Origin of the sequence: Erysipelothrix sp. P66, from assembly GCF_038682365.1 — a bacterium.
In the GTDB taxonomy this organism is placed as follows: domain Bacteria; phylum Bacillota_I; class Bacilli_A; order Erysipelotrichales; family Erysipelotrichaceae; genus Erysipelothrix; species Erysipelothrix piscisicarius.
In genome coordinates this window covers 560,857-581,714 of record NZ_CP152290.1, presented here as the reverse complement: position 1 = coordinate 581,714, position 20,858 = coordinate 560,857, and the positions used below count along the sequence as shown (strand labels likewise).

17 protein-coding genes and 1 other annotated feature are annotated in these 20,858 nt (G+C 38.0%); all 17 genes read right to left on the bottom strand.

What is annotated here, in order from left to right:
* Window positions 1–555: a translation initiation factor IF-3 gene (infC, locus tag AAG186_RS02790; RefSeq protein WP_125164691.1), complete on the bottom strand. Its 555-nt coding sequence runs from the start codon at window positions 553–555 to the stop codon at window positions 1–3.
* An 11-nt stretch (window positions 556–566) separates the two neighbouring features.
* Window positions 567–687, bottom strand: a sequence feature (ribosomal protein L20 leader region).
* A gap of 195 nt (window positions 688–882) precedes the next feature.
* Window positions 883–2,634, bottom strand: coding sequence for an aspartate--tRNA ligase (aspS, locus tag AAG186_RS02785; RefSeq protein ID WP_342621943.1), 1,752 nt, complete (start codon window positions 2,632–2,634; stop codon window positions 883–885).
* The gene (gene hisS / locus AAG186_RS02780; protein WP_342621942.1) at window positions 2,634–3,914 is read right to left on the bottom strand and encodes a histidine--tRNA ligase; all 1,281 of its coding nucleotides are present in this window, start codon (window positions 3,912–3,914) and stop codon (window positions 2,634–2,636) included. The genes aspS and hisS overlap by 1 nt, the downstream gene beginning before the upstream one ends.
* Before the next feature lie 251 nt (window positions 3,915–4,165).
* Window positions 4,166–6,364 carry a bifunctional (p)ppGpp synthetase/guanosine-3',5'-bis(diphosphate) 3'-pyrophosphohydrolase gene (locus tag AAG186_RS02775; RefSeq protein WP_161636636.1) on the bottom strand — a complete coding sequence of 733 codons (2,199 nt, stop codon included), beginning with the start codon at window positions 6,362–6,364 and terminating at the stop codon, window positions 4,166–4,168.
* A 44-nt stretch (window positions 6,365–6,408) separates the two neighbouring features.
* The gene (locus tag AAG186_RS02770; RefSeq protein WP_003773173.1) at window positions 6,409–6,921 is read right to left on the bottom strand and encodes an adenine phosphoribosyltransferase; all 513 of its coding nucleotides are present in this window, start codon (window positions 6,919–6,921) and stop codon (window positions 6,409–6,411) included.
* Window positions 6,922–6,951: 30 nt separating this feature from the next.
* On the bottom strand, window positions 6,952–8,583 hold the full coding sequence (locus tag AAG186_RS02765; RefSeq protein ID WP_200542706.1) for an Ig-like domain-containing protein: 1,632 nt from the start codon (window positions 8,581–8,583) through the stop codon (window positions 6,952–6,954).
* Between the two features lie 38 nt (window positions 8,584–8,621).
* Window positions 8,622–10,154: a DHH family phosphoesterase gene (locus AAG186_RS02760; RefSeq protein ID WP_342621941.1), complete on the bottom strand. Its 1,533-nt coding sequence runs from the start codon at window positions 10,152–10,154 to the stop codon at window positions 8,622–8,624.
* Window positions 10,147–11,859: a hypothetical protein gene (locus tag AAG186_RS02755; RefSeq protein WP_342621940.1), complete on the bottom strand. Its 1,713-nt coding sequence runs from the start codon at window positions 11,857–11,859 to the stop codon at window positions 10,147–10,149. The genes AAG186_RS02760 and AAG186_RS02755 overlap by 8 nt, the downstream gene beginning before the upstream one ends.
* Window positions 11,856–12,143 (bottom strand): post-transcriptional regulator, encoded by a 288-nt coding sequence (locus tag AAG186_RS02750; RefSeq protein WP_161636639.1) that lies wholly within the window; start codon window positions 12,141–12,143, stop codon window positions 11,856–11,858. The genes AAG186_RS02755 and AAG186_RS02750 overlap by 4 nt, the downstream gene beginning before the upstream one ends.
* 60 nt (window positions 12,144–12,203) lie before the next feature.
* A complete protein-coding gene (gene murD, locus AAG186_RS02745) occupies window positions 12,204–13,478 on the bottom strand; it encodes a UDP-N-acetylmuramoyl-L-alanine--D-glutamate ligase (RefSeq protein WP_161636640.1) in 1,275 nt (424 codons plus the stop codon).
* Window position 13,479: 1 nt separating this feature from the next.
* Complete coding sequence (mraY, locus tag AAG186_RS02740) at window positions 13,480–14,442, bottom strand: phospho-N-acetylmuramoyl-pentapeptide-transferase (RefSeq protein ID WP_125164699.1); 963 nt, start codon at window positions 14,440–14,442, stop codon at window positions 13,480–13,482.
* Between the two features lie 39 nt (window positions 14,443–14,481).
* Window positions 14,482–16,662 carry a penicillin-binding protein gene (locus AAG186_RS02735; RefSeq protein WP_161636641.1) on the bottom strand — a complete coding sequence of 727 codons (2,181 nt, stop codon included), beginning with the start codon at window positions 16,660–16,662 and terminating at the stop codon, window positions 14,482–14,484.
* Between the two features lie 2 nt (window positions 16,663–16,664).
* Complete coding sequence (locus tag AAG186_RS02730; protein ID WP_125164701.1) at window positions 16,665–16,967, bottom strand: cell division protein FtsL; 303 nt, start codon at window positions 16,965–16,967, stop codon at window positions 16,665–16,667.
* A 2-nt stretch (window positions 16,968–16,969) separates the two neighbouring features.
* Window positions 16,970–17,881: a 16S rRNA (cytosine(1402)-N(4))-methyltransferase RsmH gene (gene rsmH, locus AAG186_RS02725; protein WP_161636642.1), complete on the bottom strand. Its 912-nt coding sequence runs from the start codon at window positions 17,879–17,881 to the stop codon at window positions 16,970–16,972.
* The gene (gene mraZ, locus AAG186_RS02720; RefSeq protein WP_181950055.1) at window positions 17,881–18,309 is read right to left on the bottom strand and encodes a division/cell wall cluster transcriptional repressor MraZ; all 429 of its coding nucleotides are present in this window, start codon (window positions 18,307–18,309) and stop codon (window positions 17,881–17,883) included. The genes rsmH and mraZ overlap by 1 nt, the downstream gene beginning before the upstream one ends.
* A 140-nt stretch (window positions 18,310–18,449) precedes the next feature.
* On the bottom strand, window positions 18,450–19,970 hold the full coding sequence (murJ, locus tag AAG186_RS02715) for a murein biosynthesis integral membrane protein MurJ (RefSeq protein ID WP_161636643.1): 1,521 nt from the start codon (window positions 19,968–19,970) through the stop codon (window positions 18,450–18,452).
* Between the two features lies 1 nt (window position 19,971).
* A complete protein-coding gene (gene murB, locus AAG186_RS02710) occupies window positions 19,972–20,853 on the bottom strand; it encodes a UDP-N-acetylmuramate dehydrogenase (RefSeq protein WP_161636644.1) in 882 nt (293 codons plus the stop codon).
* Window positions 20,854–20,858 lie beyond the last annotated feature (5 nt).

Genomic DNA, 20,858 nt, shown 5'->3' with positions numbered 1-20,858 from the left:
CTATTTCTTTTTATTTGGAGATATTACTACAGACATTGTATTTCCTTCGAGTTTCGGACGTTTTTCAACGGATCCTAAATCTGAACATTCCTCGATGAAACTATCCATTGTCTTTCGTCCAACCTCTAAACGAGTGATAAGACGTCCTCTAAATCTCATGTCAACTTTAACTTTGATTCCTTCTTCTAACCATTTACGAGCATGACGTAACTTTGTATCAAAGTCATGTTGATCAATAACTGGTGATAAGCGAAGTGGTTTAACCTGCGTAACATGTTGATGTTTTTTCGCTTCTTTCGCTTTCTTTTGTAATTCAAAACGATAGCGACCGTAATCCACGATTTTACATACTGGTGGGTTTCCATTAGGCGCAACACAAAGCAAATCAAGATTGTGCTCATAAGCTTTCTCTAACGCTTCGCGACGCATAAGGATACCAAGTTGTTCACCTTGAGGTCCAATAACAAGAACTTCTTTAAAACGAATTGCTTCGTTCACTAAATCCTCGGGTCCTTTTGGCTTTTCATTTCCATATCTTCTACTAATAAAATTCACCTCCTTGTGGTGTAAACAATAAAAAATGTGTCTCATTATAGGAAACACACTCAAAGGTATAAATTAATAGTGACCTAAGCTTATTACCTATGAATGAATCATCAGGTGAGAAGTGTGCTTCTACTTTCTTATTGCTTGGTAAGTATATCACGGTCATATCAACATGTCAATGAAATACTCAATAACAGCTCCGGAAACAAAGTCCACAAAGCGTGAATTATTAGCCAACATATTATACATTTATTTTACGATTCTGCCTATACTTATTTTAAATATAATTTTTGAAAAGCCGACAACGAAGAAACGCACCCAGTGGGTGCGTTTCGTTTATTCAGAATCTTTCTTTTTATGAACAATCTCTAAGTGTAGCTCTTCAAGTTGTTTATCAACGGCAGGGGATGGCGCATTGGTTAATGGACAACGTGCTGATGCATTTTTAGGGAACGCAATAACATCACGAATTGTATCCGAATGTGTTAACGCCATCGCAAAGCGATCCAATCCAAACGCAATACCACCATGTGGTGGTGTACCGTATTTAAAGGCATCTACAAAGAAACCAAAACGTTTTTGAATTTGTTCTGGCGTAAAGCCAATAATTTCAAACATTTGTTCTTGTAATTCTTGACGGTAGATTCGCATCGATCCACCTGCAATTTCAAATCCGTTTAATACAAGGTCATAAGCCTGCGCAATAACTTTAAGGGGTTCAGTTTCTAAGAGTGCTTCATCCGCTTCTCGTGGTGCTGTAAATGGATGGTGACGGGCAATAATAACGTCCTCATCCATTTCAAACATTGGGAAATCCACAACCCAGCAATATGCAAATGCATCTTCAGGAATTAACTGATAATCTTTAGCAAGTTGAAGTCTAAGTGCCCCAATTGCCGTACATGTGTTTTCCCACATACCACTTCCAATAAAGACAACATCACCGACTTCTAAATCATATTCTTGAATCATTTGAAGGCGTTCTTGTTCATCGATAAATTTAGCCGCACCACCGGTGAAACCTTCTTCTTCAACTTTCAAGACGACAAGACCTTTTAATCCGTTTTTCTTTACAAGATCTGTGTACTTATCCATGACTTTACGGGTCATCGATTCAGCCTGTCCCTTAAGGACAAGACCTTTCAAGACACCACCCTCTTTAAGGGTATCACTGAACACTTTAAACTCACTCAGCATAAAAATTCGATTAAAATCTTGAAGATACATTTCAAAACGCATGTCAGGCTTATCGGAACCATAAACATTCAATGCATCTTCAAAGCGAATTTGAGGAATACGTGGTTTTTCGAGGTTTAATACATTGACCATCACGTTATTCACAATTTCTTCAATAAGACTCATAAATTGTTGTTGATCCAAAAAGGATGCTTCAATATCGACTTGGGTGAAGTCTAACTGACGGTCAGCACGCAAGTCTTCATCACGGAAACAACGTGCGACTTGGTAATAACGCTCAAGGCCACCAATCATGAGTAATTGTTTAAATATTTGCGGTGATTGCGCAAGGGCATAAAATTCCCCTTCATGAACACGGGAAGGAACAAGATATTCACGAGCGCCTTCTGGTGTTGATTTGGTAAGCATTGGCGTTTCAACATCAATAAATCCCATCTCATCAAGGGTACGACGCATCTCCGTGACAATACGTGCACGGGTAATTAATTTATTTTGCATCACAGGACGACGCAAATCAAGATAACGATACTTTAAACGTGTTTCCTCTAATGCATCGGTTTCATCCGCAATAATCATTGGTGTTTGTGCTGCTTTATTAATAATTTTAACGTCAGTTACATCGATTTCAATATCCCCTGTAGCCATCTTAGGATTTTTGTCCTGACGCTCACGAACCGTTCCACGAACCGCGATGACAAATTCATTCTTTAATTCTTGAACAATTGGATATTCATCATGATTAACAACTAATTGAACCAAGCCACTTCGGTCTCTTAAATCAATAAAATTAATGGACCCAAAGTTACGACGTTTCGCAACCCAACCAACAAGTTCCACATGTTCCCCAACATGTTCAATTCTTAACATTCCATTATGATGTGTTCTTTCCATTATTTAGCTCCAATCCATTTTCTAACTTGTTCCACAACATCGGTCTGTGCAACACGACATTGTTCTTGTGTTTCAATATTTTTTAAGGTTACTGCATTTTCCGCAACTTCATCACTCCCACAAATCATTGCAATCTTCGCATTAAAGCGATCTACTTGTTTAAATTGTGCTTTCATGGATTTGTTGTAGTAATCCATATCCGCATCATAACCTGCTTCACGTAATGATTCGACCATCTTAAACATTGATGCATTTGCTTCACTTCCCAAAGGCATCCCAAAGACGTCAATGCGATCTTCTGTATCAAATTCAACGCCTGCTAAATCTGCATACAGGAGTAAACGTTCTAATCCCATCGCAAATCCAATCGCATCCACAGAAGGTCCACCGAAGTATTCGACGAGTTTACTATAACGGCCACCTGCAAAAATTGTTGATTGCGATGCAGCTTTAGGATCTGTAGAAATGAGTTCATAAACCGTGTGATGGTAATAATCCAAACCACGAACCAAACGAGAATCAATTTCATATTCGATTTGTTGTTCATCAAGTGTACGTTTTAAAGCTTCAAAGTAATCGCGTGAAGCATTGTTTAGATAGTCATGATTACATGGAGCCGTCTTCATGGCTTCATGGTCTTGATCTACTTTACAATCCAACATTCTTAATGGATTTTGCTCGTAGCGACGTTGACAATCCGCGCACATTGTATCTAAATGGCCACTGAAATGATCACGCAATGCTTTTTTATATGCATCTTGTGACGCTTGATCACCCAATGTGTTTACAACAAGTTTAAACTGAGTAATTCCAACTTCTTTTAATATATTAATTCCAACGAGCATGGATTCAATATCGATATATGGATTTGCTTCCCCTAAAAATTCAACACCAAATTGGTGAAAAATTCGCAAGCGTCCTGCTTGGGGTCTTTCATAGCGGAAATTTGGTGCAATATAAAAGTAACGTTGCAGCGCCCCACCAGTTGCATACAGTTTGTGTTCAACAAAACTTCGAACTAAGCCCGCAGTTCCTTCCGGTTTTAGTGTAAGCGATCGGTGACCACGATCTTCAAACGTATACATTTCTTTATTCACAACATCACTACCATCATTGCCTCGCGCAAATACATGCGTATGTTCAAAGATTGGCGTGCGCATTTCAGTGATATGGTAACGATCACACATATCTCGAGCAATGCGTTCAATATATTGCCACTTTTTAGCCTCTGCTCCAAAAACATCTTGTGTACCGCGAGGTGCGCGATAATTTTCTGACATAATTCTACCTCCTATAGTATATAAAAAGGTGCTACCAAGGACGCTATTCGCGTGGTACCACCTTTGTTGTTTACTTAATCTCTTAACGCGAGTCACGACAATTTCTACTGATTCAAAATTGTATCTCCCATGTGTCCCATTCCTTTATTGATATGCTTTTCACCAACCAGCATTTCTCTACCATCAAACCAGAATTTAATCATGATCATTGAATATGATATTACTTTAACACAATCGAACTCGAGATGCAATTACAATGTGATGCGATCAACACGAATCACACTATCAACTTTTCGCAGATTCGCAATCAATGTTTTCAAGTGATCTGCATCCCGTACAACAGCGCGCATCGTTGTGGTCGCATGAATACGATCCTCGTTGATTTCTGAATTAACAGCATTCAAACGCACTTTAAGCTGTGAAGCAATGGTGATGATATCTGTAAGCAAGAAGTTACGATCCGTTGAGAGAATTTGAAGCACTGCTTCATACTCCCCTTGTTCATGATTTTCTTCCCACTGCACTTCAATGAGACGGGCTGTTTCATGGGCAATGTTTGGACAATCCTTGCGGTGTACCTTAACACCACTCCCCTTTGTAACATAACCTACAATTTCATCGCCATAGACTGGATTACAACAATTGCTTAAACCAATCATCATTGAATCAATTCCGGAAACACTAACTCCAGATTTACTGGTTGACTTGCTTTGTTGCGTTGCACTGCGAGCAACCACTTTTTCAACTTTACTGTTTTCATCATTGATGTTTTTGTTAAGGTCTAATTTTTCAAAAAGAGCAGGAAAGGATAGTGATTTAGAAGCAATCGCATACATTAAATCGTCAAAAGAATTTACTGAAAACTGACTGTATACATGTTCAAATCGTTTTGAAGCCTTGAGTTCCTTCTCATCGATACCACGACGTTTACATTCTTCTCTAAACATAGACTCGCCTTTATCCACAACTTCTTTGCGGTTATCCATTTGTTGTTTTAGAAGAAAGTTACGAATTTTATTTCGGGCATGCGTTGTTTTGACTACTTTCAGCCAATCTTCACTGGGTGTCGATTGCTTCGATGTCTTAACCTGAACAACATCCCCCGTTTTAAGGGGTGTATTTAAAGGTACTAAGGTCCCGTTGACAATAGCACCAACGGTTTGATGTCCGACTTCGGTATGCACTCGGTACGCAAAATCAATTGGCGTTGCACCATTTGGCAAGCCAATAACGCGACCTTTGGGAGTCATCACATAAACATTTGCCTCAAAAATATCTTTTTGAAGCACATTCATATAGTCTTGTGCATTTTCATCCACACCTTCGGTAAGGATATTGATATCTCTAAACCATGAAAGGCGATCTTCAATTTCTTTTTGATTTGCTTCTTGATTGGTGTTGCCTTCTTTATATCGCCAATGCGCTGCAACCCCACGCTCCGCAATTTCATCCATTTGTTTCGTTCGAATTTGAACTTCAAAAATAGCGCCCTCATCACCAACGATTGTGGTATGAAGGGATTGATACATATTCATTTTCGGCATTGCTATATAATCTTTCAAACGCCCTGGTATCGGGCGATAATTCGCGTGAATATGACCCAGAATTTCATAACAATTTAATTCGGTTTCGGTAATAATTCTGATTGCAAGTAAATCTAAAATTTCATCAAAACGTTTATGTTTGGTCGTCATTTTTTTATAAATCGAATAGAGATGTTTAGAACGCCCAAAAATATTAAAACGAATATTATTCTCGAGCAATAGCTCGGCAATATCTTCAATCATGCGTGTGACCTGTGCATCGCGTTCTGCTTTACGATCATCCACGAGTCTTGCAATCTCATAATATTTATCACGGTGAAGATAACTGAAACTTAAATCCTCGAGTTCATTTTTAATTTCACCAAGACCCAATCGATGGGCAATCGGAGCATAGACATCTAAGGTTTCTGCCGCAATCTTTTTTTGTTTTTCTGGAGTATGATATTGGAGCGTTCGCATATTATGGAGACGGTCTACAAGTTTAATAAAAATAACCCGGACATCTTTTGCCATCGCAATAAAGATTTTACGATGATTTGCCGCAAGATACTCCTTCTCATCTTTAAATTCAATATTTCCTATTTTGGTAACACTTTCCACCAGTGTTGCGATTTCTTCATTAAATTCTTCTGCAAGTTCTTCTTTACTTACATCACAATCTTCAATTACGTCATGCAACAATCCTGCAGAAATGGTGGTTGGAGACATGCCTAAATTTGAAAGGATATAACCCACGTGCAAAATATGAACAATATACGGTTCACCACTTTTACGATATTGACCTGAATGCTTCGCTTCCGCAAACTTATATGCATGCGTAATTAATTCAATGTTTTCAGGTGATGTAATATATTTTGACGTCTCTTCGAGTATCATATCAAAACTAATATCTTGAAATTGTCTCATCGGCTACCTCCAAATTTGTGAAAAGAACGAAGGGATCTTCGTTCTTAGTATTGCATAATTGTAAAGACTTCATAGCCTTCAAGTTTGTCGCGACCATTTAAATCTTCAAGTTCAATAAGAAATCCACATCCTACAACTTCAGCACCCAATTCTTCAATAAGTGCTACCGACGCTTCAACCGTTCCACCAGTAGCAAGTAAGTCATCGATGATGAGCACTTTTTGTCCTGGTTTTACACCGTCTTTATGGATATGAAGTTCATTGGAACCATATTCAAGATCGTATTTGTAACTTACCGTTTCACGAGGTAATTTACCCGGTTTACGAACAGGAACAAACCCAATATTCATTGCATAAGCAACTGGACACCCAAAGATAAACCCTCGGGACTCCGGTCCTACAATAACATCTGCACCGACTTTACGGGCAAAACCTTCAAAGAGGCGCGTTGCTTCCGCAAAAGCTTCACCATCGGCCATTAAAGGGGTAATATCTCGAAACTTGATGCCTTCTTTAGGGAAATCATCAATTGTTGCAATATAGTTTTTTAAATCCATAACATCCTCCAAAGTACATTATTTATTATATCATAGTTTCTTCTTTTTCTTGTACTTATTAAAATAGAAAAAACCACTTCCTCCAATTATTGTTAGGACAATAATGAGTAACGAGATAATGATAAAATGATCATCGGTTTTCGCAAGCTTATTGAATGTAATCACATAGTCATTATTGGTTACCGAAAATTTAAGTCGATCTTCATTGGATACAGAGACTTCTTGATTGGTAAACTCAAGATCGTTTTTGTTAGTACGTTCATAGATAAAATGCATCTGGGAGAACGTTGACTCAATCAATTTCGCAGACAACTCTACGGTCGTCCCTTCACCAAATTGTGATTGATTCGCAAAAACCAACTCAAAAGCCCGCCCTGATAACTGTTCATACAAGGGTGAACGCTCTGTGATTTGGATGATTTTAAATCGTAAATCCACATCATGTGGATAGGCACCTTGAAAATTATAGATGATTAGAGGTACGTTACGCTTATCAACCAAATGAATGGATAATGTTTTATCCGTTAAGGCGCTCATGACTGCTTCAGAAACAACAAAGGACTCTAGGTTTGCCATATCTTTTTCTAATAACACATCATCCAAAACCAATATCACTTCTGAATGATCACGAGCTTCAATAAACTTCGTTAAGATTTCATCCGGTAATGTAAGCGCGTATTTTTGATTATCTGCCTTACTAAGATTATCTGTAACGAGAACCAATCGATCGCCATCTTCTTTATCAACCTTCAGTTTGATAATATCGGCACCGGATTCTGTTTGCTTTGATTTAACTGTAACCTCAAGTTCAGCATGATGTTCACCAATTGTTGCGGTAACTTTGGTTTTACCAATTTTCTTTGCAACCAAATGATCTCCGATAACTTCCACAATACCATTATCTTCCGAAACATAACTTGCATTGCGTGAAGTCGTTGTATCATAAGGTACAAAAATAAGATCAGGGATTGCGACTTCATCTTCCAAAACAATGGTGAGATTTGAAGGATTAAACTCAATATCACGTAAAGGAATGGTTACGGTAACTTTCACACTGGATGTAATGGTTCCAATCTGCGCAGTTATCGTTGTCGTCCCCGCAGATTTCGCGGTTACCTTGCCATTTACAACATCCGCAACGGCCGTATTCTCAGATGACCAAATAATGCTTTTATCTTTCATGGCGTCATTGCTTAAGGTATATTCAAGTTCATATTCAAATCCACGGTTAATATAAATGTCTTCATTTTTAAAATTGATGGTTCCATCCAAAACATTTACTTTAACACTGATTTCTTTCGTATAAATTTGTTCCCCATCCACTGCAACAATAGTGATGATGGACGATCCCTTTGAAAGCGTTGTAAGCAAGCCTTTTTCCGACACACTTACAATATCTGGATTTTCACTTTTAAAGGATACCGTCGCTTGCTTGCTCAGCCCTTCTAAGGTGTAATCAATTTGCATGCTTGAATTTTCATACAAATCATATTTGGTTTGTTTAATTTTTATTGGATCTTTAACAACTTCCGTATCATCTTGCGATACCGCAACACGATGCGTAGCAGGAGGAATCTTATCCGCAATGGGTTGCTTATTAATTTGTGGATTTGGCCCAATACCACTCAGAAGTAATACTGTGGCTAAAAATGTTTTAAACATAACATGCCTCCTCATCAATATTTCTATCATATCATAAGTTATTCAAAATCTTCTACGAACAATACATTTTTTGAACGACTGTCTAAATCTAATGTTCCAATTAAACTGCGTGCAGCTTGCAATTGATATTTTTGATATTGTTGGGTAAAAAATACCGCTTCATCAAATGGAAACCCATTAAATGCATATTTAAATCCATATCCATTAAGATTGTATAATTGAAAATCACGTGGGATATCAATGCGCATTAACGGCAATTTAAAACCCTCACCAAAGGGTTCTAGATGGCGTAACTCATCCAAGGCTGTTTGAGTGATCCAAGCCGGATCAATGGAAAGCACGGTCTCATGACGTCCTTCAAACGCTCCAAAATCGGATACAACCTGATTAACATCTGCTCTAAAAGCATCAAAGGTTGCTTTGTTTAAAGTCATGCCGTATGCGAAATCATGGCCACCCATGGCCACAAAGTAATCTGAATGAACTTCAGTAAAAATATCTTGAAGTGAGAACGTCATGCTTCGAGCACTTCCTTTTAAGACATTATCATATTCCGTAAGAACAACAGTTGGTTTCATGGTTTCTTGTGCAACTTGGTTCGCAACAATACCGAGCAACCCTTCATGGAATCGCTTATCAACAATAATTTGAATGGGATCATCATTAACCTGAGCCATGGCTACTTCTTTCAATGCTTTTCCTTGTTCTTTACGGTAATCATTAAGTTTGAATAATTGTTTGGCATATGACGTAATTACCGATTCATCCGGTGTTGTAAAGTATTGGACTAAGGTATTCACATTCGCAAGATCACCCAAGCGTCCAACCGTATTGATTTTTGGAATTGCTTGAAATGACAACAGTTTTGCGGAGTAATGCGTAAAGCGATTTCGTTTAACTAACGCATCAAATTGCAAGAATTGATTTTGATTCAATGCCTGAATTCCGTTACGAACAAGCTCACGATTTTTACCCCAAAGCGGCATTACATCCGCAACCGTAGCAGTGCATGCCAAGGCAAGCATGTATGAATCACTTAAACCCATGCGTTCCGCAACACAATATATGAGTCCACTGGCACACATTGATGCTTCATACGGACCGCATACGTCGGGATGTAAAAATGCATCAGCGGTGACGGGTTCATCAATGATATGATGATCAACCACCGCAACACGCATTCCTAACGCTTGCGCATACGCAATCTCTTCATGAGCCTTAACCCCGTTATCGATAATTAAGACATCCTTATAGCCCCGTTTGTGAGCCATGGTTATGGTCTCCTTTGAGACCCCGTATCCTTCTTTAAGTCGATTTGGAATATAATAACCGACTTCAAGATTACATTTTTTTGCTAAAAGCACCGCAATACTTGTTGAAGAAACACCATCACAGTCATAATCGCCACAAACAATGAGTTTAGTAGCACGTTGATAGAAATCAATGATGGAATCGATGGCCTTATTGGAAACAATACGGTCTGTTGGATTGAATAATTCCTGTAATTGAGAGTCCGTTAAGTTCATCGTTTTAAGCGTTTCTTGTACAAGGGGTGATAAAGCGTTAGTCATATCGTTCACGTTTGTGTACCCACCTTTTAATTAACCAAGCAATACAATAGAGGATGATTAAAGCTAAATAAATCGCAAAAACCATCATCATTAAAATCGCAATCATTTCAACCGTTATTGGAACCGGAATAATAATTAGAATCGGTGTTGAAATAATCGCAAATAAAATGAGATTAAGCATCAATGAGTCCATAAACTCCGATTCAAACAAATCTAAATTAAAAAATCGATTTAAGGAATATTGAGAACTGTAATAACATCCAATGATTAATGGAATCGTCCAGACAATGTAAACCGTCTCTCGACTCCACTTAATATGATAAACCATCGTTAAGAAGACAAAGAGCATTGAGGACAACACACTTAAAATTGGAATCAAGATACTCCGTTTAAATCCAAAAATACAACTTACCATAATCCATGATGCAAGAATAAACACACCTAAGGTTAGATAGAAATCGACATCTTCAAGAGGAAATAGATTCTCATGGGTATCGTAATAAGTTCCCTTAACATTAAATTTCGTCTTAACCCCACGCGCAGCAGCACCCAATTGTTTGGACGTGACATTTTCATCAAAATGAATCCATGTGTCGCCCTGTTCGGTTACCTCATAGCTTAATTGATTATCAAAAATTCCCACTTCATAAAGCGTCGCTTGAAGTTCAAGGTATGCCGTTGATCGCGCATCATTCATAATTAATACATTTTGATTTGCAAAATCCCAACCCTTGTGTAAATCAATCCCCTTGGGGATCGCAAACAGGGTACTTAATAGCAAGACTGCAAGCATAACTGACACAGTGTTTTTAAATAACGCATGGGTAGGTTGGGTTATTTTTAAAACATTAACATTTTGAAAATGGATAAAACTCGATGATTTTGGAATTTTTAATAGGAATCGTTCAAATACAAAATTAAATAATAGGAATTGTATTAAAACAATATAGCCTAAGAAAATCATGTACCAGCCGGTACGAACAAGCCCATATCGATTCAAAACGACCGCAACAAAACCAAAAATCAAATAAAATGCGGAATGAAGCAACGATACACGAATGTGTCGCTTACGGATATCTTGACGCGACTCCACAACCTCATGCAAGGTTAAGCCTTCAGAGTCCACTAAATACATCTGTTTTTGGTAAACAAGCATCATAAAAGAAATCAAGACTGAATACCAGAGCGATTTTGTAAACGGATAACCAAATAACGAAACTAAAAGCAGGGATAACATCACACCAATTACGATTTCCATCCCTGCAATCCATCCAAAAAACCGAAACCTAAAACAAAAATAACCGACCGTTAAGGCCATAAATAAAACCAGATACAAACTAATAAAGCTCTGAGTACTCATCAATTTTGTAACCGATCCAAATGTTCCTGTATTCCAAACCACTAAATCTGATACATGAGCATCAATACTATTAACAAGGTCGGTTATATTTTCGACACCTGAAAAGGATAACGCATAGTGATTTGAATCAATCACACGTTTACGCCATTCACGATTATTGCGTGTTTGGTTTGAAAGAAAGTTGTTTAAGCCCGTACGATCTTTTGTTTCAACGATTAGACGAACATCGTGACCAAAGCCCAAACCCGTATTTAATCTCCCAACCGTCGTAAGCGTCAAAAAACCTACCAAAACAGTAACAATGATTACAATAAACGAAACTCTTAACTCAGCTTTTGTTTTCATTGAATCTCCTCATCCTCAAATAAATTCTGATAGTCTTCAAGAGATGATTTTAACCCATTGATTTTAGATTCCGTCGCAAGCCACCTTACAACATCTTCATCCGTCGTTTTAAAAATATCATCGGCTAATTCACTTAACCGAGATGGCTCTTTATGACGCCATACATAGGTTGTAAACATGCGGTACAAATCATCATATGAAACGCCTTCTAATCCATTATTATGTATTTGACGAAGCCTTAATGTTAGTAACAATTTAAATTGTTGTGTATTATCATCTTTCATACATTCACCTCGCCTCATCACGTATATGATACACGAAAAACACAAAAGAAAAAACTCTAACTAGAGAGTTTTAACGTATTCTTTAAATATGTTACCACGAATTTCAAAATTTTCAAATTGGTCATAACTTGCACATGCAGGAGACAATACAATGATATCGCCAGGAATTGCATGCGATTTCGCCTCTATAAACGCTGTTTTCATCGAATCGACTTTGATGGCAAACGGAAATACTTCACAAATTTGATCAGCACTCTCACCAAATACATACAAGGTCTTAATGCGTGATTCATAAGGTTTAAGGAGATCAAATGAAATATGCTTATCAAAACCACCCGCTAATAAGATAATGGGTTTTTCAAAGGCTTGAAGACATACCTCTGTAGACTCTGGATTGGTTGCTTTTGAATCATTATAATAACGAACCCCATCCACTTCATCCACAAATTCAATACGGTGTTCCACACCACTAAATGTTTGAATCACATTTTGAATGGCTTGAAGATCAACACCCGCTAGAAAAGCAAGGCTCGCCGCAAAAGCCGCATTCATTAAATTATGCGCCCCCACTAATTTTAAAGACGCAACCTCGAACAATGCTTGGTCCAGGAAATATACCCAACCTTGACGGACACATATATCGGCATCGTGAGTAATTGATAAATTATAAACCGTTCCTTGATAATCGCGTGTTAAGCGCATAATGTTTTCATCATCACAGTTACGAATAAATGTTTTAACGTTGGGTAGGATATTTAGCTTTGCCTTGTAATAGTCATCAACCTGGTCGTAACGATCCATATGATCGGGACTTAAATTCATAAGCGCATAAACTTCCGGTGAAAAGGTCGGTGTTCCTTCCATTTGGAAAGCCGATATTTCTAAGGCGACATCACGAACAACATCTCCATCGCGATAAACCGCTTCACTCAATGCATATCCCACATTCCCTGCAAGCAATGCGTTCGAATCTTTCTTTAATAACATTTCATGAAGACATGTAGTTGTGGTTGTTTTACCATTGGTCCCCGATATCGCATAAAACATTGCGTTTTTCGCATACCGTGATGCAATTTCGATTTCATTATAGGTACGTGAAAATTGGGATACAAGTGGATGATCATTTGGAATCCCAGGATTTTTAATTACATAATCGTAAGGTGCAACAAGACGCAGATCTTTATCATCTAAAGAAACTTTGATCCCCAAAGCTTCAAGTTCATGACGCTCCGGAAAGTCTTGATTTGTCGTCAAAATTACTTCAAAACCTTCTTTATTGAGAAGACGAGCACATCCAATCCCTGAACGTGCTCCTCCAATAATTAACGCATTCATATTATGCAATCGCGTTTAAGGCTAAACCAATGATGGCAAACGCTACACCAAGTGCATAGAAGAAATTGACGACATTTTCCTCTTTCCATCCATTGAGTGTAAAACTGTAATGAATCGGCGTATATTTAAATACTTTTTTATGTCTTAATTTCCAAGACGTCCGTTGAATAATAACACAGAGTGTTTCAAAGACAAAAACGCCTCCAACAATCGCTAAAAGAATTTCTTTATTGAGCAATACCGATACCCCAGCAAATAAAGCCCCTAAAGCAAGCGATCCGACATCACCCATGATAATCTTGGCAGGCTTGCGATTATAAACCAAAAATCCAAGAAGACCACCGATAACCGCTAAAAGAACCATAAATACATCCATGCGGTTCAAGGTGTATGCAACAAAAGCAAATGCTGCAAACGCAATAACACTTGTACCGCCCGCTAATCCATCCATCCCATCAGTTAGGTTTACGGCATTTGAAGCACCCGCAAAAATAAACATTAACAGTGGTAAATAGAACCAACCCAGATCAATGGGTTCTTTCATAAATGGAAGTGCGAGTTTGTTATCACCACCCATTTTTATATAGATAACATAAAATAAAACAGCCAATAACAACTGTGAAAACATTTTAACTTTTGGTGAAAGACCGTCGTTTTTGCCTTCTTTCACAATTTTATAATCATCAATGAGACCAATCAGTGCATACATTGCGTACACACCGATAAGTAAAAGAACCGAGCCATTGAAATTAAATCCGTTAAAAACAAGAGCAACTAAAACCGAAACAACAACAAAAATAAAGCCTCCAAAAGTTGGTGTTTTTTGTTTGTTTTTAAATTCTTCTAATGCGTATTCACTGACTTTTTGTTCCATATTGCTTGTTTGAAGATATTTAATAAATCTTGGATAAGCAACAACACTGAGCGCAAATGCTGTTAACATCGCGATAATTCCTACAATCATAATCTTTCTCCCTTACATCTTACTTATTATAACAAATTCTTAATTCAGTTTAAGTGAAACCGTATCTTCTTTTGTGAAAATTGTTCCTGGCGGAATAGACTGTTCGGTAACATATCCCGAACCCGACAGTTCCGCATTTAATCCCGAAATACTCATAAAACTGAGTACTTCTTTACGTGTCCACCCTTTAAAATCTGGTAAGGTCATATTATGATCGCCAGCATAGAGATAAACCCGCTCATTATTGATAACTTGACGATTTACTTCGGGTTTCTGGTTAATAACCGTTTCACCATCACCAATTACAACAGGTTTGTAACCTAAAGACTCAAGTGACTCTTTCGCTTTAGGAACCGGTGAATTAATATAATTTTGAAGTTCCTGAACTGTTATTTCAGAAATAGATTCCTTACCACCTTCGTTGGTCATACCGTAAGTCGCAGCGATTTTATGAAGGACATCACGAATGTAAACCGCTGAATAATCAACATCATGACCATAATTCGCTTTATAGGCTGTATAAACAAGCACTTCCGGATCTTCATACGGTAATGCTACCGCACTTGAAAAGTTATAGATTGTTGGGGAATAACCCGGTACCCCTTCAACAACCGTTTGCGCAGTACCTGTCTTTGCAATCACATTAGTCTCGGGAATATTAAAACGATACCCTGAACCCGTAATATCTACAACATATCGCATTAAATCTTGAACTTTTTTTGCGGTTTCTTCAGAAAAGACTTTACCAAGATTTTGGGTTTGTCCTTTATAAATAACTTCACCAGTCTGTGAATTTTTAATTTCATCGATGTAATAAGGTTTAACCATAACACCTTTATTTAAAACAGACGTGTAAGCTTGAGCAAGCTGTAAGATCGAAGCACTTGACCCTTGACCAAAACCGTTACTGATTTTCTCTAGCGGTTCTTGCCATAAATCATAGCCTTGTTCTTCTGGTATTTTATCCGTATTTACGTTTTTATAAAAACCAAGTTTATATAAATAATCGTGGAACACTTCTGGATCTAGTTTATTCGTAAGTAATTCCGCGATCATAACGTTCGAACTTAATGCATACCCATAGTCATATCGCATTTGACCATAAGTATGACCCCCTGCATTGGTAATGGTATGAACACTGCCATCCTCAGAGGGTAATCGGTATGCTTTATTATTTTCAACCCCAACATGGAATGGATTGGAATCAAATGTTTCCTCATTATTCCAGACACCTTCTTCAATGGCTGCAGCGACGGTGAATGTTTTCATCGTTGAACCCGGTTCAAAAGTACTTTGAGATACACGGTTCGTAAAACCATTACTGAAATCAGGCGCATTCGGATCAAAACTTGGTGCATCTCCCCACGCTAAAATCTTTCCAGTTTTAACTTCCATAACTAGTCCCCAAGCTTCTGATGCCTTAACACCCGGATCTTGGGTGATGCCAAGCAGTGCACGTTCTAATGAATCTTGAATCCCACGATCAAGGGTTAACTTTACATCATTACCATTAATTGGATCTTTCCGCTGTCCATCATCGAAACGAAGTCTAAAATTATCACGATCATGGGTGTATTGTTCAAATCCATTGGTTCCTTCCAATACATCATTATAGGCACTTTCGAGTCCCATCTGACCAACTTGCCCCTCTTCCAATTCATCATATTGTGAGTAACCAATCAACTTCGATGCAAAAACTTTTAAAGGATAATTCCGGGTAATAATTTTTTCAAACATCAATCCCGGAATTCCCGAGTTTTCAAGCTCTGTTTTTTGATCTAAGCTTAAATACTTACCGGCATATCCAAACTCTACTTGAAGCGCATCTTGACTAATAATTTCCATAACTTTATCATATGGCGTTCCAATAACCTCGCTAATAACCTGTGCTGCCTTTTCTTTGTCATCAATATGTGCAGGCGTTTTATCCGAATGCATCCGTGATTCGTCAAGACTTGCTTGTAACGTATAGGCAACAAGATCTTGTGCGATTACCGTATCATTTCGATCAACAATTTTACCACGATTCGCAGGAATTTTACGTTCTACTGTATGGATTCCATTGATGTCATCACGAAAATCCGTACCCGAGTTTAAATGATAACCCAGTACGGATACAACAAAAACATTGGCACCCACTACAACAAAGAGGAGCGCCATTGTGATTGATACAATTAAAACTTTATAGTTTGCACTTTTTCGTAACTTCTTCTTTTCCAAATCTAATCACCATGCTTTACGGTTACAACATTATGTGTGTTATCTAATCCAGCTTCCGTTGCGATTGACACCACGCGGTTTGAATCACTTAAATCTTGAATCTCAGCTGTTAGCTTTTCATTATTGACATTAATATCTGCTTGTTGTTGTTTAACAACTTGAATTTCTCGTGCAAGACGTGCATTTTCAGAACGAACAAAAATTTGCGTAACAAATGAAAATAATAATGCTATCGTGAATACAAAACCAACAAGTCCACTCCAACGAATTGTTTTCTTTTTTCTTTTAATTACGTGTTTTGCCATAATTATTTCACCCTTTCGATCCCTCTTAAGATTGCACTATGTGCGCGATTATTAAACTCTAATTCTTCTGCAGAGGCCTTGAGTGCCTTTGAAACCAATTTATAATTAAGTACTTGTTCTTCAATGATTGGTAGTTTTGGATCAACCTTTTTGGGTTTACCGTAGTTACTGAAGATTCGTTTAACAATTCTATCTTCGATAGAATGGAATGTGATAACAACAACACGGCCACCTGGCTTAATAACATGAACCGCTTGTTCAACTGCATCCTTAACTTCTTCAAACTCATTATTAACTTCGATACGCAAAGCTTGAAATGTTTTCTTAGCCGGATGTCCCTTTTTAAGTTCTTTTCCTGGATATGCACGTTTGATCAGCTCAACGAGTTCAAATGTTGTTTCCACGGGTCTATTTTCAATTATCTGTTTAACAATACGACGTGCATACCGCTCATCCGAATTGTCTTTCAGTATCTGTACCAATTTTTCTTCATCATATTCATTCACAACTTCATAAGCACTGAGCGCTTGGGTTTGATCCATACGCATATCCAACCTGCTATCAAAACGATAACTGAATCCACGATCTGCATCATCAAACTGAGGTGATGAGACGCCTAAGTCAAATAGAACCCCATCCACTTCGTGAATACCCAACTCATTGAGTTTATCCGTAAGTTGCGTATAACTCCCGTGAACCATCGTGACTTTATCACCGAAACCTTCGAGGCGTTTGGAAGTACGTTCAATCGCATCCAAATCTTTATCGAACCCAATAAGTCTTCCTGTTGTCAATTGCTTACAAATTTCATAGCTATGACCTCCGGCACCTAATGTTGCGTCAACATATATTCCTTCTGGATTTATATTTAATAATTCAATTGTTTCATCAAGCATGACTGATATATGTTTCATTAGAAAAACTCCGTTAGCGATTCTGCTATTTCTTCAAAATTCTCGCTCGCTGCATCACAGTATTCAGTCCATCGTGTTTGATCCCAAATCTCAACATGATCGCTTACCCCAACTACAACACAATTTTTTGTTAACTTTGCTTCTTGTGTTAAATGTGCAGGGATACGAATCCGACCTTGCGAATCCAGATCACATTCGGCGGCCTTGGACATAATCATATGTGTATACATACGAACTTCTCGTTTCGTTGATGGCAACTTTTTTAAGTTCTCATAGACTTGTTGCCATTGTTCAAGTGTGTAAAGTGCGAGGCATCCATCGAGCCAACGCGTAACAATCATTGCTTCGCCGAGCTCCTCACGGAATTTAGCGGGAACAATGATTCTTCCTTTGGTATCGATATTGTGCTGATATTCTCCAATAAACATTGAATTGTCCCCACTTTCCTCCACTTCTTACCACTTTGTACCACTATTGTATCATATCACCTGATATATGGGAAGAAATCAACCCACAGAAAAAGGAGTGACATAAGCCACTCCCAAAGCGTTTTTTTATCATTTCACGATTATTTCAGAAAACTTAAGATTAAATTTCGTACAAATTGAACTTTTAAGGCTAAGATTGCGATTATATACGCCAATACTGCTACAAGGATGATGACAATCGTCGACAATTTACCCGGAATCAAGTATTGAACAGGATTTTTGAGGAGTACAACCACAACACCCATAATGAATGCTGCCAATGTAATCTTGATGAAATCCAATGCGATAAAACGCAAGCGCGAACGCGGTATATGTTTCTTCATACTCTTATATAACGGAACACATGAAATCAATGCCGCCAAGGAGTACGCAAAGGACAATCCAGCCAAAGGCATTCCAAATTTACCGAAAATAAAACTAAACAACACCATTCCGACAACAAACAGTACCGATACAAGAACGGTATTGCGAACCGGCCCCTTCATATCGTGATACGCATAATGGATTCGGAACATTAACTCCCGCATCGCATATGCAAAAAGAACAATCGTATCACAAATAAAGATTGGAACAATCACAGAGATATCCGCAGGTGTTACTGCACCACGCAAGAATACAAACTCCACAATACCACGTGCTAAGGTTATAAATCCAACCATCGCTGGCAATACAAACAATGCAATCATCAGCACCGCATCGTTGATCGAATCATTCACCTTACGCATATCCTTCTCAACCACACTCTTTGCAATAGTTGGGTAGGTTACTTGGAGAATTGCGATAATAAAGATCCCTTGCACAAAACCAATAAGCTTCGTGGCATAAGTCATATAACTATAACCACCCTCACCTTGTAAAACGGTCGCATAATTTTTCATTACAATATCATTAAATTGACCTAGAAATGAAGATAGTACCAATGGCAACGCTAAAGCAACCATTGAACGTAAATCGTCATCTTTTAAATCAATAACAGCATGATATACAAAACCACTACGCCACATAAAGAATAAAATGATTACTGCTTGCACAATCAGCGCAATAAGTTGCGCATAACCAAGAATGTAAGGATTCCCTGCTTTACTACTAATGGCAATCCCTGCAATTACAATAAGATTCATTGGAATTGTTACCATTGCGGGAACGATAAAATTTCCTTTTACATTAAGATATCCTGTTCCCAGTTGCATCACCGCTACTGAGAAAACACCGAGGGATAACGTTCGGACGAAAACAACCGCATACGCCAATGTTTCACCTTTAAATCCACCCGCTACTATTTTTAGAACAACTTCCGGAACTAAAAACATAAAAAGCGATAACACTAAAGAAAACACAATCATAATGTTAAGAACATTACTTGCAAATCGATCACCACGTTTTTTGTCTTCATGAGAAATCTTTGTCAGCATTGGAATTACCCCGGTAATCAAAGCCGAACCAATCACTGACAACACAACCGTAGGGATTGCTACCGAAGCATTAAATGCATCGGTGATGGCCCCCATACCAAACATTGAAGATAAGGTAATATCACGGATAAAGCCTAAGACTTTAGACAGGACACCGATAAACATTACAATAATCGTCGTTTTTTTCATGTTAGATTACACGCCATTCTAGTTCTAACTCAACATCGTATTCATCTTTAACACGTTTCTTACATTCTTGAATCACAGCTTGAACATCTTCAACGGATGCTTGACCCACATTCACAATAAATCCAGGATGCTTCTCAGATACCATCGCATCACCCACACGGAATCCACGAAGATCAACACCATCAAAAAGTTTCCAAACAAAGAGTGATTCACCGTTTTTATCTTTTGGTCGCTTAAACACACTTCCTGCATTCGCATAATTACGTGGTTGTTTCACATAACGCTCATGGCGATAGTAAAGCATTTTTTCCAACGCTTGATTATAATCGCCTTCAATTGTTTTTAATCCACTTCGTAAAACATAAACCGGCAGGTCATTCAAACGTGAATAACGGTAACCGAAAAATGCTTCATCGGGAACAAGACGTTCAACTTCTTGTGTTTCATAATTAAACACTTCAATCCAATTTACAAATTGCCCAATCGCATATTGCCATTGACCTGCATTCATAATTAATGCACCACCAACAGTTCCAGGAATATCTTCACAGAATTCCATATCACCCAAAGATTGCTCACACGCAAACCAAGCAAGACGATTTAAACGAACCCCTGATTCTGCAACAATCTCATTATCAACAATTTCCAAATCATTTAATAAAATTGTGATAATAAATACGGTATTATCATCATAATGCTCTTGAGAAAAAATCATGTTTGATCCATTTCCAACAAGAACAATGCGTTTCCCTGTATGATCGCGTAATGCTTCCACTAATCCATCAACAGTATGAGGAATTATCACCGTATCCGCTGTTACATCTAACCTCATTGTATTATAGCGTTTTAACGACGCATTTTTCATCACAAAATAATCTGCCATAAGAA